This is a genomic window from Allobosea massiliensis (genome assembly GCF_042655245.1).
In the GTDB taxonomy this organism is placed as follows: Bacteria; Pseudomonadota; Alphaproteobacteria; order Rhizobiales; family Beijerinckiaceae; genus Allobosea; species Allobosea massiliensis.
The window spans coordinates 133,209-145,193 of sequence record NZ_JBHSLU010000008.1; the positions used below are offsets into that span (position 1 = coordinate 133,209).

An 11,985-nucleotide genomic window follows, 5' to 3' on the forward strand; every position below is an offset into this window, starting at 1 on the left:
CTCTGAAATCTGCCGATCATCGCAGATTCGAAACAAATCACGAACACCATACCCGTTCGCGTTGTGTTCCGCAAGCCGATGCGCCAGCCCGCGACCTATCGCAGACGAATGAAGCGGCAGGGATCGCCCTTGCGGGCCGCCGGCGCGAAAACCGGGCGGATCGCCAGCGCCTGCGCCCTCGCGAGCAGGCCGAGCATCGAGGAATCCTGCCTCTCGAACGGCGTCGCCTCCCAGCCGGCCTCGGTCAGGACGAGGCTGGAGCGCAAATAATCCTCGCGCTCGTCATTGGCCGGCATGTCGCGCCCGAGCAAGCCGGGCTCGCTGCGGTCGCGCTCGGGCGAGGGCATGCCGAGCAGGGCCTCGATCACCGGCACCACGAAGAGATGCCCGCAGACGATCGAGGAGACGGGGTTGCCCGGCAGGCCGATCGCGACCATCGGGCCGAGCCGGCCGGTCATCATCGGCTTGCCCGGCCGCATCGCGATCTTCCAGAAGCCGAGATCCATGCCGGCGCGCTTCAGCGCCTCCTGGACGAGATCATGGGCACCGACGGAGGCGCCGCCCAGCGTCACCAGCACATCCGCGCCGGCGTCCCGCGCCTGCCCGATCCTGGCGGCGAGATCGGCATGGTCGTCGCGGGCGATGCCGAGATCGAGCACGCTCCCGCCCGCCTGCTCGACCAGCGCGGCCAGCGCAAACGAGTTGGAGGCGACGATCTGGTCGGGCCCGACCGGCTCGCCCGGCAGCACGAGCTCGTCGCCGGTGGCGAGGATCGCCACCAGCGGCTTGCGGCGCACCGCAAGCGCGGGGTGGCCAGCGGCGGCGGCGAGCCCGAGCGCGGCGCTGTCGAGCCGGGTGCCGGCCGCGAGCAGCTGGTCGCCCTCGCTGAAGTCGAGCCCGGCCTTGCGAATGAATTTGCCCTTGGGCGCGCCCTCGCGAACGGTGATCGCGGCCGAGCCGACACCGTCGGCGTTCTCCTGGATCAGGATGGTGTCGGCGCCCTCGGGGATCGGCGCACCCGTGAAGATCCGGACCGCCTCGCCGGCGGCCACGCTGCCGTCGAAGGAGCGCCCGGCCGCGGATTCGCCGAGAACGCGCAGTTCGGCGCCCGGCACGAGGTCGTCGCCCCGCACCGCATAGCCGTCCATGGCCGAATTGGCGAAGGGCGGCTGTGTCCTGAGCGCCGCGAGATCGGCCCCGAGCACGCGCCAGGCGCACTGCGCCAGCGGCAGGGTCTCGATGGGCGTGCGGCCGGGCACGCTGTCGAGCAGCGCGCGCAGCGCGACCGGGACCGGCGTCAGCGCCATCAGACCGGTCCCCCTGGGGAGGCGTCGGCCTGGAACACACCTGACTTGCCGCCGGATTTGTGGGTCAGCCGGATGCCCTCGATCCGCATGCCGCGGTCGGCCGCCTTGACCATGTCGTAGACGGTCAGGCAGGCGATGCTGACGGCGGTGAGTGCCTCCATCTCGACGCCGGTCTGGCCCTTCACCTTGACCTCGGCCCGCACGCGGATGCCGGGCAGGGCCTCGTCGATCTCGAGATCGACCGCGATCTTGGTGATCAGCAGCGGGTGGCAGAGCGGGATCAGCTCATGGCTGCGCTTGGCGGCCATGATGCCGGCGAGCCTCGCCGTGCCGAGCACATCGCCCTTCTTGGCGTCGCCCGCGCGCACGATCGCCAGCGTCTGCGGCTGCATCACCACGCAGCCCTCGGCGATGGCCGTGCGCGAGGTCTCGGCCTTGTCGCCGACATCGACCATATGCGCCTGGCCCTGCGCGTCGAGATGGCTGAGTGCGCTCACGCGGCGCTCTCCTGCGTCTTGGCTTGTGATGTCTGGCCCGTGAGCAGTTCGCGCGTCGCGGCCGTCACATCGGCCTGTCGCATCAGGCTTTCGCCGACGAGGAAGGTCCTGACCCCGGCCCCGTTCAGCCGGCCGACATCGCCATGGCTGAAGATGCCGCTCTCGCTGATGACGATCCGGTCGGCCGGCACGCGCGGCGCCAGCCGCTCGGTCACCGCGAGATCGACGGTGAAATCGCGCAGATCGCGGTTGTTGATGCCGAGCAGGCGGCTCTTCAGCGCCAGCGCGCGGTCGAGTTCGGCGTCGTCATGGACTTCGACCAGCACATCCATGCCGAGATCGAAGGCGGTGGTCTCCAGCGCGCGCGCCGTGGCGTCGTCGACGCCCGCCATGATGATCAGGATGCAGTCCGCCCCCCAGGCCCGCGCCTCGTAGACCTGATAGGGATCGTAGAGGAAATCCTTGCGCAGCACCGGCAGCACGGAGGCCGCGCGCGCCTGCAGCAGGAATTCCGGCCGGCCCTGGAAGGAGGGGCCATCGGTCAGGACGGAGAGGCAGGCGGCCCCGCCGGCGGCGTAGGCGCGCGCCAGCACGGGCGGGTCGAAATCGGCGCGGATCAGCCCCTTGGAGGGCGAGGCCTTCTTGATCTCGGCGATCAGCGCCGGCTGGCCGGCGGTGTGCTTTGCGGCCAGCGCATCGGCGAAGCCGCGCGTCGGCCCGGCGTCACGCGCCAGCACCTCGATCCGGTCCTGCGGGATCGCCAGTTTGGCGGCCGCGATCTCCTGGCGCTTATAGGCCTCGATCTTCGCGAGAATGTCGCTCATCAGGGCCTCACGCGTTCGAGCTGGCGACGAGGGCGGCCAAGGTCGCCTTGGCCTTGCCGCTGTCGAGCGCCGCATTCGCCTGCGCGAAGCCGTCGCGCAGATCGCCCGCCCGGCCGGCGACCAGCAGTGCCGCGGCGGCGTTGAAGGCGGCGATGTCGCGGAAGGCGGTCTTCTGCCCGTCGAGCACCGCACGCAGCGCCTCGGCATTCTGCGCCGGCTCGCCACCGCGCAGATCCTCCGGCCTGGCGCGGGCCAGCCCGACATCCTCGGGCGAGATCTGGAAGCTTTCGATCCGGCCATTGTCCAGCGAGACCACGCGGGTCGGACCCGTCGTGGTGATCTCGTCGAGCCCGTCGGACCCATGAACGGCCCAGACCCGCGTCGAGCCGAGGCTCGCCAACACCTTCACCATCGGCTCCAGCCAGGTTTCCGAGAAGGCGCCGATCAACTGCTTCTTGACGCCGGCCGGGTTCGAGAGCGGGCCGAGCAGGTTGAAGATCGTGCGCGTGCCGAGTTCGACCCGCACCGGCGCGACATGGCGCATCGAGGCGTGATGCGTCGGCGCGAACATGAAGCCGACACCGGCCTGGGCGATGCAGCGCGCCGTCGCCGCCGGATCGAGCCCGACCTTGACGCCGAGCGCCATCAGCACGTCGGCGGTGCCGGTCTTCGAGGAGGCGGCGCGATTGCCATGCTTGGCGACCGGCACGCCGCAGGCGGCGGTGATGATCGAGGCCAGCGTCGAGACGTTGTAGGAGCCCGAGGAATCCCCGCCCGTGCCGACGATGTCGATGGCGTCGGCGGGCGCCTCGACCGTCAGCATCTTGCCGCGCATCGCGCCGACCGCGCCGGTGATCTCCTCGGTGGTTTCGCCGCGCACCCGCAGCGCCATCAGGAAGGCGGCCGCCTGCGCATTGGTGACGCCGCCGGAGAGGATGGTGTCGAAGGCGTCGCGCGCCTCGTCCCGCGACAGCGAGGCGCCGGTCGCGACCTTGGCGATGAAGGGCTTGAAATCGTCCATGATGACTCTGCGGAAAACGGGCGATCGGGAAAGGCGGCTTGTGCGGGCCGGCGTTCAGTCGGCTTCGACGAGCGCGGCGGGGGCATGGTCGCGCTGCCATCGCTCCGCGAGGTCGAGGAAATTGCGCAGTATCGTGGCGCCGTGCTCGGAGGCGATGCTCTCGGGGTGGAACTGCACGCCATGGACCGGCAGGCTGCGATGCGACAGCGCCATGATCAGCCCGTCCTCCGTCTCCGCCTCGATCGTCAGATCGGCCGGGCAGGTCTCGCGGGCGACGACCAGCGAATGGTAGCGCGTCGCCTGCAGCGGGCCGTTGATGCCGCGGAACAGACCCCGCGCCCTATGTTGGACGGCCGAGACCTTGCCGTGCATCGGCAATGGTGCGCGCACCACGTCGCCGCCGAAGACCTGGCCGATCGTCTGCAGCCCGAGGCAGACGCCGAAGATCGGCTTGCGTTGCGCCCCCTCGCGGACGAGATCGAGGCAGATGCCGGCCTCGTTGGGCGTACAGGGGCCGGGCGACAGCACGATCGCGTCATGGTCGCCCGCGAGCGCCGCATCGACGGTGAGCGCATCGTTGCGACGCACCTCGACCTCGGCCCCGAGCCCGCCGATCAGGTGGACCAGATTCCAGGTGAAGCTGTCGTAATTGTCGATCAGCAGGATGCGCATCGGCTCGAGCCACGGATTTCGGGCTCCGGTCATGCACGGTCGGGGGCGGGCTGGTCAAGGTTGCGCGCCTCAGACGCGCGCGCCCCGCGGCATCCCGGCGGTGCGGACCGAGCCCTGGCCCGGCGCCGTCTCGATGCCGATCGTCGGCAGAGCGAGCGTCCGCTGCCCGCGGAAATCGACATGGCAGACGATCAGCCCGCGCTCCTCGATATAGGCGATCAGCCGGCGCGCGCGGCTCGGCGAATGGCTGCCGTAGACCTGCGCCAGCTCGGCGTCGCTGGGGCAGGGCGCTCCCTCCATCGCGGCCCGTGCGATGAACAGGAAGAGCCCGTGCAGATCGTCGGGCAGGGAGAGCGAGGCCTCGACCGCCGCCTGCCAGGTCTCCGAGCCGGTGATCTCGTCGCTCGCGCCGGCCTTGGCGACGGCGAGCCGGCGGCGAAACTCGTCGAGGCTGAGCTGTGTCCGGCCGAGCCGGCGCATCCGGCAGCGCACGGTGAAATCCTGGTAGAGCACCGCGACCTGGCGCGAGCGGGCCTCTGGATCGGCCATCAGCTCGCGCAGGATCTCGGCCATGATCGCCTCGCGCTCGGCCGGTTCGATCTCGATCTCCGGCTCGGGCTCGGGGGAAGGCGCCGGGCGGTAGCTCTCGATCTGGCGCAGCGTGTCGTGGACCGCCGGGCGCGGACGGGGAGCCGGGCGCGGCAGGCGGCTCACCGGCGCGGGCTCGTCGGCCCCGGCAGTAAAGATCAGCTTGCCGGCCTCCTCGGGCGCCTGCTCGGGCAGCGGCATCAGCCCCGGCGCGCCGCCGCGGTCGACCGAGGTGACGGAGCCGATCCGCAGCGGCAGCGGCCGCTTCGAAAGGGCGGGACCGAGCGCGACGAACTGCCCGCGCTCGAGGTCGCGGAACATCTCGGCCTGGCGCCGGTCCATGCCGAGCAGATCGGCGGCTCGCGCCATGTCGATGTCGAGGAAGGTGCGGCCCATCAGGAAGTTCGACGCTTCCGCCGCGACGTTCTTGGCGAGTTTGGCGAGGCGCTGCGTCGCGATGACGCCGGCGAGCCCGCGCTTGCGACCGCGGCACATCAGATTGGTCATGGCACCGAGCGAGAGCCGTCGCGCCTCGTCGGAGGCCTCGCCCGCCATCACCGGCGCGAAGAGCTGCGCCTCGTCGACGACGATCAGCATCGGGAACCAGAGCGAGCGGTCGACGTCGAAGAGCCCGCCGAGGAAGGCGGCCGTGGCGCGCAGCTGCTCGTCGGCCTCGAGGTTCTCCAGATTGAGCACGACCGAGACGCGGTGCTGGCGCACCCGCAGCGCCACGCGCTGAAGCTCGGCCTCGCCGCACTCGGCATCGACGACGACATGGCCGAACTGCTCCGCCAGTGAGACGAAGTCGCCCTCCGGGTCGATCACCGCCTGCTGCACCAGCGGCGCGCTCTGTTCGAGCAGGCGCCGCAGCAGATGCGATTTGCCCGAGCCGGAATTGCCCTGGACGAGAAGCCGCGTCGCCAGCAGCTCGGCGAGGTCCAGCAGGGCGGGTTGGCCGCCCTGGGTCAGCCCCATGTCGATCGCCGTGGTCACGCCGTCAAACCGCTCCTCTTGGCGCAGGCCGCCCGCCCGGTCGGATCGGGAGGCTCGCGACCGGCGCTTCTAGCATGGGGAATCGCCGCCGCGCCCCGCCCGGGCCCGGCGTCCACAGCAAAGCGGGGCGGCGTTTCAGCGCGGGCAGCGTCGCGCGCGTTCCTCGCGCTGGATGTCGGCGATGGTGCGGCGCTGCGCGGCCGAGAGCGGCACCTCGTCGGCGTTGTCGTACTGGCAGCCGGCATTGCCGAAGGCCTCGATGCCGCGGCGCGTGCGGAAGCAGTAGCCCTGCGCCTTGTAGATCTCGTTGCGCGCGTACCAGAGATCGTCGCAGCTCTCGGCCCGCACCGGCGCGGGCAACGCTACGATCGCAAGCAGGAGGCCTGATCCGGCGAGGAGGGTGGCAAGGGGGCGCCGCATCGCGAGTCTCCTGGGTCGGCGGGGGGCTGCAATCTGCGCGAGGCCACGGCCCGCGGCAAGCGCCGGCCTGCGGCCAGCCTCGCGTCGGCGGCACGGGACCCATCTCCCGTGATGGCTGGACGCCGCCGCAAGAGCGGCCGATCATCGCGGCCGGCTCCGCTCACCCCCGCTCATGGATTCTCACGCATGACCCGCCGCGCCCGCATCCTCGTGATCAACCCCAACTCCAACGAGGCCGTGACGGAGGGGCTGCGCCAGGCCGTGCTGCCGCTGAGCTATGCCGAGGGTCCCGAGATCATCTGCGAGACGTTGGCCGAAGGTCCCTTCGGTATCGAGACGCAGGAGCATGTCGACGGGGTCGCGATCCCGCTGCGCCGCAAGGTCGAGGCCGCCAATGGCGTCGATGCCTTCGTGATCGCCTGTTATTCCGATCCGGGCCTGCATGTCGCCCGCGAGGGCACGGCGAGCCCGGTCTTCGGCATCGCGGAGAGCGGCGTGCTCACCGCGCTCGCCCGGGCCGACCGGTTCGGTGTGATCGCGATCAAGTCGCGCTCGATCCCGCGCCACATCCGCTATCTTCGCCAGATGGGGCTGATGGACCGCCTCGCGGGCGAGCGCCCGTTGGAGATGTCGGTCGCCGACACCGCCTCGGGCGACCGCACGCTGGAGCGCATGATCGCGATCGGCCGCGAGCTGAAGGAGATCGACGGCGCCGGCGCCATCGTCATGGGCTGCGCCGGCATGGCGCGTCACCGCCGCCCGCTCGAAGAGGAACTCGGCATCCCCGTGATCGACCCGACCCAGGCGGCGGTGACGATGGCGCTCGGGACGCTGGCCGTGCGGTAATCGCCGGGCGATAGCCCGCGACATGGCGGCGTCGCGCTGGAGGGGTGACGCATCGGCCCGCCCAGCTGCTATGAGCGCGTCATGCTGAGAGAATTCTTCGCCTATTACCGGCCTCACCGGGCGCTGTTCCTGGTCGATTTCGGCTGCGCCGTGCTGTCGGGCCTGCTCGAACTCGGCTTCCCGATGGCGGTGAAGGCCTTCGTCGATCTGCTGCTGCCGCGCGGCGACTGGCCGCTGATCCTGCTCGCCGGGCTCGCCTTGCTGGTCGTCTATGCGATCAATTCCGGACTGATGGCGATCGTCACCTATTGGGGCCACAGGCTTGGCATCAATATCGAGACCGAGATGCGTCGGCGCGCCTTCGACCATCTCCAGAAGCTCTCCTTCCGCTTCTATGACGAGCAGAAGACCGGCCACCTCGTCGCCCGCGTCACCAAGGACCTGGAAGAGATCGGCGAGGTCGCCCATCACGGGCCCGAAGACCTCTTCATCGCGATCATGACCTTCATCGGCGCCTTCCTGCTGATGCTCTATGTGCATCCGCAACTCGCCTTGATCACGGCGCTGATCGTCCCGCTCGCCGGCTTCGTCGTGGCGCGCTACGGCGCGCTGATGGCGCAGAACTGGCGCCGACAGTTCGGCCGCGTCGGCGCCTTCAATGCACGGCTGGAAGAGAACATCGGCGGCATGCGCGTCGTCCAGGCCTTCGCCAACGAGGCCCATGAGCGCGCGCTCTTCGCCGGCGACAACCAGCGCTATCGCACCACCAAACTCGAAGCCTACCGCATCATGGCCGCCAGCCAGGCCATCAACTATCTCGGCATGCGCATGGTCCAGCTCGCGGTGATGCTGGCCGGCACCTATTACGTCGTGCAGGGCAGCCTCAGCGTCGGCGGCTTCGTCGGCTTCCTGCTGCTGGTCGGCGTGTTCTATCGCCCGCTCGACAAGATCGCCAACGTCATCGAGACCTATCCGAAGGGGATCGCCGGCTTCCAGCGCTACCAGGAGCTGCTCGCGACCGAGCCCGACATCGCCGATGTGCCCGACGCGATCGAGGCCCCGCCGCTGAAGGGCGACATCCGCTTCGAGGGCGTCGGCTTCGGCTATGCGAAGGAGCGGCCGGTTCTCTCGGGAATCGACCTCTCGGTCGCGGCCGGCGAGACGGTCGCCTTCGTCGGCCCCTCCGGCGCCGGCAAGACCACGCTGCTCTCCCTGCTGCCGCGCTTCTACGAGGTCGATGCCGGTCGCATCACCGTCGACGGACACGACATCCGCGCGCTGACGCTCGCCTCGCTGCGCCGCCAGATCGGCATCGTGCAGCAGGACGTCTTCCTCTTCGCCGGCACCATCCGCGAGAACATCGCCTATGGCCGCCTCGATGCCAGCGAGGCGGAGATCACCGAGGCCGCCCGCCGCGCCCGGCTCGAGACGATGATCGCCGACCTGCCGGCCGGGCTCGACACGGTGATCGGCGAGCGCGGCGTCAAGCTCTCCGGCGGCCAGAAGCAGCGCCTCGCCATCGCCCGCATCTTCCTGAAGAACCCGCCGATCCTGATCCTCGACGAGGCGACCTCGGCGCTCGACACCGAGACGGAAGCGGCGATCCAGCAATCGCTGACCGAACTCGCCGAGGGGCGCACCACGCTGGTCATCGCCCATCGCCTCGCCACCATCCGCCATGCCGACCGCATCGTCGTGGTGACTCAGGCCGGCATCGCCGAGCAGGGCCGCCATGAAGAGCTGCTGCGCGCCGACGGCCCCTACCGGGCGCTCCACGAGGCGCAGGTCGCGCCGCTGCGGCAGGCGATGGGAACGGCGGCCGAGTAGGCGGTAGCCTGTCGGGATGGCCGGCTCGGCGAATGTGACCGGAACCTGTCTGGCAGGGTGGGGTTGAGCCAGGACGGAAGGGCCACAGCTGGCCATCCGGGCTCGGGAGACCATCGACATGCTGCGTGCCGGAACTGCCGCCCTGGCGATGTTTGCCATTCTCTCCGGCCCGACCCTAGCGCTGGGGCAGGGCGTCGGCACGCCCGGCACCGGGCCGCTCGTGCCGGGCGGTCCGCGCCAGGGGCTGGGCCCGCCCTCGCTCACCGACTCGGTGCCGGATCTGCGCCTGCGCTCGGATGGCGGCGGGATCCCCGGCGCCGGCCCGCCGATCGATTATGGCAGGCCATCATCCTCGGGCGTAAGCGGCTATGGTCTCGGAAGCCGCGCGCGCGTCCAGACCGTCGGACGGTTCTGCGCGACGCCGCGCACGACCTGCCGGCTCGGGCGCACGGCCCTGCTCGGCCAGGCCTGTTCCTGCCGGGGTCGGGGTCGGGGCGTCGTCGTTCGCTAGCCCCAGGCGCCACCTCTCAGCCCGCCACGGCTCGCAACGCGGCGCGCGGCTGGCTCGGCGCGTGCAGCTGCGCCGCCGGCCGCGAGAAGCTCTGCCGGCCGTTCTTGAACCCCATGATCGGCTCGGCCAGGCCCGCCAGCGCCTCGGCCTGCGTGGGAGCGTCGAGCACGACGAGATCGGCCGGATTGCCGATGGCGATGCCGTAATCCCTGAGGTTCATCAGCCGCGCCGGCAGCGCCGTCACGAGCTCGATGCAGGCATCGAAGCCCTCCGGGCCGACCTGCGCGACATTGGCGTAGAAATTCGCCATCCGCAGCAGCGAGGCATCGCCGAAGGGCGTGAACGGGTTGAGGACGTTGTTGGTCGCCACCGAGCAGGTCACGCCCTGCGCCAGCAGCCGGTGCGCCGGCGTCAGCCCGCGCGGCACGTCATGGGTCGCCTCCCGGCCGAGCAGGTAGACGTCGGTCGCAGGCAGAACCGTCACCGCGACGCCCGCTTGCGCCAGCCGCCCGGCGGCTCGCGCGAAGGCCTCGGGCGGCAGGCAGGACAGCTTCGTGACATGGCCGATCGCGACGCGCCCGCCATAGCCATGGACGGTCGTCTGGCGGCAGACCTCGTCGAGATGCATCCAGCTGGCATCGAGATCGAAGTCGAGATGAAAATCGAGATCGACATCGAAGCGCGTCGCCAGCGCGAACAACCGGGCGATCTGCTGGGGCGGGTCGGTATCGGTATAGGGGCAGCCGCCGAGCGCATCCGCCCCGTCCTGGAGGGCCCGGACCAGCAGCTCCTCGGTGCCGGGGTCGTTGGTCAGCCCCTCCTGCGGAAAGACGCAGAGCGAGAGGTCGATCGCCCAGGCATAGTCGCGCTTCAGCGCCTTCAGCGCCTCGAAGCTGCGCAGGCCCACGCGCGGGTCGACCTCGACATGGCTGCGCATGCGCGTCGTGCCCTTGGCGATCGCGCGCTCCAGAACCTGCGCGCCGCGCTCGTAGACATCCGCGACGGTGAAATCCCGCTTCATCGCGGAGACGGCGGCGATCGCCGCCTTGAGTCCGCCCTGCAGATGGCCGCAGCGCCCGAGCAGGCAGGCCTTGTCGAGATGGACATGGCTGTCGACGAAACCCGGCAGCACCGCGCGCCCGCCCAGGACCACCTCGGGGGCATCCGCCACGATGACCGGCGCGATGGCGGCGAAGCGCCCCCGCCGGACGCCGATGTCCACGGGCCGCGCCGCGCCGGGAAGGGCCGCCTGCCGGAAGATGAGGTCGAAGGCGCTGTCGTCGGGCATCGGCACAGTGCTGTCGGCAGAGGAACAATCGGCGATCAAACTGTATGCACTTTACATGCCGGCTGCCACCTGTGAAGGCGGCAGCGCACACAGGAGAGGGCGGAGATCGTCAGCCGGCGGCCTTGGTCCGCGCCGGGCGTGCCGGCTCGGCATAGGGGGCCAGAATATCCATGATGTCGCGCCCGCGCGGCCGCGTCTGGGCGACTAGGGCGCGGCTCGCCACCGAATCGAGATGGTGGTGCATCAGCGCCATCACCGCCTCCGCATCGCCCTTGGCGAGCGCGTCGATCAGCAGCCGGTGCTCGTTGATGGCGCATTCGGAGGAATGGGGGCGGCTGAACAGGGACAGCGTCAGGCAGCAGCGATAGGCGATCTCGCTGACATAGCGGATCAGGATCGGGCTCTCCGTCATGCTGGCGAGCAGGATGTGGAATTCGGTCGCGAGCCGGATCGAGATCGCGTCGGGGCCGTTGCGGGCCTCGTCTTCGGCATCGACATGGGCGTGGAGCTCGGCGATCTGCGCCTTGGTCAGCCGCCCCGCCAGCTGCCGCACCACCAATCGCTCGAGTTCGATGCGGATGTCGAAGGCGTCGCGTGCCTCCTGCCAGCTCGGGGTCGCCACCACGGCGATGCGATTGCGCCGCAACTCGACCAGCCCCTCGGCCGCGAGCTGGCCGAGCGCATGGCGCGCGATCGTGCGGCTGACACCGAAGCGCTCGCCCAGTGCATCCTCCGGCAGCTTGGCGCCGGGCTCCAGCGCCTGCTCAATGATCGCGCGGCGCAGCGCACGGCAGATCGTCCCGACCCGATCGGTCGCAGGGCGGCTGCGGTTGTCCTCGCGCGTCATCACCGAAATCCGAATGCGTGAGGTCTCGTCTTAGCCCCGAGGCCGGCATCGCCGCAATCCACGGCTGCACGCCCGTCCGGCGGCGCGGGAAGGAGGTAGGGGGCGAGAAGCGTTCTGCAGCATGGCATCGCTATTGCATGCACTTTGCGGATCATAGGCATGCACTCCTTCCGCGACGGGAAGAGTGATGGCCGTCGCGAGGCGTCGGCTTGGGTCCATCGGCGGGTGTGGCCGGTGCCGTACGGCTTGATGATGTGGACGCCCCCGCCCCACCGGCGGCGCTATGGTGCAGATCCGGGTGCCGAAGCAGCGAGAGGAGCGTTCGCATGACGATCAAGACGATT

At 70.2% G+C, this 11,985-nt stretch carries 12 protein-coding genes; 3 read left to right on the plus strand and 9 right to left on the minus strand.

Annotated features, from left to right (window positions below):
* Positions 1-95 precede the first annotated feature (95 nt).
* The 7 genes from ACFPN9_RS05880 to ACFPN9_RS05910 form a co-directional block, all read right to left on the minus strand.
* The gene (locus ACFPN9_RS05880) at positions 96-1,307 is read right to left on the minus strand and encodes a molybdopterin molybdotransferase MoeA (RefSeq protein ID WP_066724971.1); all 1,212 of its coding nucleotides are present in this window, start codon (positions 1,305-1,307) and stop codon (positions 96-98) included.
* Positions 1,307-1,804 (minus strand): cyclic pyranopterin monophosphate synthase MoaC, encoded by a 498-nt coding sequence (gene moaC, locus ACFPN9_RS05885; protein ID WP_066724974.1) that lies wholly within the window; start codon positions 1,802-1,804, stop codon positions 1,307-1,309. Before moaC ends, ACFPN9_RS05880 begins: the two co-directional genes overlap by 1 nt.
* Complete coding sequence (trpC, locus tag ACFPN9_RS05890) at positions 1,801-2,628, minus strand: indole-3-glycerol phosphate synthase TrpC (protein ID WP_066724976.1); 828 nt, start codon at positions 2,626-2,628, stop codon at positions 1,801-1,803. Before trpC ends, moaC begins: the two co-directional genes overlap by 4 nt.
* Positions 2,629-2,635: 7 nt before the next feature.
* The gene (trpD, locus tag ACFPN9_RS05895) at positions 2,636-3,649 is read right to left on the minus strand and encodes an anthranilate phosphoribosyltransferase (protein WP_066724979.1); all 1,014 of its coding nucleotides are present in this window, start codon (positions 3,647-3,649) and stop codon (positions 2,636-2,638) included.
* Between the two features lie 54 nt (positions 3,650-3,703).
* Positions 3,704-4,354 carry an anthranilate synthase component II gene (locus ACFPN9_RS05900; protein WP_245282487.1) on the minus strand — a complete coding sequence of 217 codons (651 nt, stop codon included), beginning with the start codon at positions 4,352-4,354 and terminating at the stop codon, positions 3,704-3,706.
* Positions 4,355-4,390: 36 nt separating this feature from the next.
* Entirely contained in the window at positions 4,391-5,902 is a 1,512-nt protein-coding gene (locus ACFPN9_RS05905) for a helicase HerA domain-containing protein (RefSeq protein ID WP_066724985.1), read from the minus strand.
* 135 nt (positions 5,903-6,037) lie between these two features.
* Entirely contained in the window at positions 6,038-6,322 is a 285-nt protein-coding gene (locus ACFPN9_RS05910) for a YARHG domain-containing protein (protein ID WP_066724987.1), read from the minus strand.
* Positions 6,323-6,508: 186 nt separating this feature from the next.
* Between ACFPN9_RS05910 and ACFPN9_RS05915 the strand changes: the two genes are divergently transcribed.
* The 3 genes from ACFPN9_RS05915 to ACFPN9_RS05925 all read left to right on the plus strand — a co-directional run bounded on the left by ACFPN9_RS05915 (position 6,509) and on the right by ACFPN9_RS05925 (position 9,506).
* Positions 6,509-7,168 (plus strand): aspartate/glutamate racemase family protein, encoded by a 660-nt coding sequence (locus ACFPN9_RS05915; protein WP_197426707.1) that lies wholly within the window; start codon positions 6,509-6,511, stop codon positions 7,166-7,168.
* 81 nt (positions 7,169-7,249) lie between these two features.
* The gene (locus tag ACFPN9_RS05920) at positions 7,250-8,995 is read left to right on the plus strand and encodes an ABC transporter ATP-binding protein (protein WP_066724989.1); all 1,746 of its coding nucleotides are present in this window, start codon (positions 7,250-7,252) and stop codon (positions 8,993-8,995) included.
* 118 nt (positions 8,996-9,113) lie between these two features.
* A complete protein-coding gene (locus ACFPN9_RS05925) occupies positions 9,114-9,506 on the plus strand; it encodes a hypothetical protein (RefSeq protein WP_066724992.1) in 393 nt (130 codons plus the stop codon).
* 16 nt (positions 9,507-9,522) lie between these two features.
* Here ACFPN9_RS05925 and ACFPN9_RS05930 read toward each other — a convergent pair whose 3' ends face one another.
* A complete protein-coding gene (locus ACFPN9_RS05930; protein ID WP_066724995.1) occupies positions 9,523-10,794 on the minus strand; it encodes an amidohydrolase family protein in 1,272 nt (423 codons plus the stop codon).
* 109 nt (positions 10,795-10,903) lie between these two features.
* On the minus strand, positions 10,904-11,641 hold the full coding sequence (locus ACFPN9_RS05935; RefSeq protein ID WP_066724997.1) for a GntR family transcriptional regulator: 738 nt from the start codon (positions 11,639-11,641) through the stop codon (positions 10,904-10,906).
* Between the last annotated feature and the right edge of the window lie 344 nt (positions 11,642-11,985).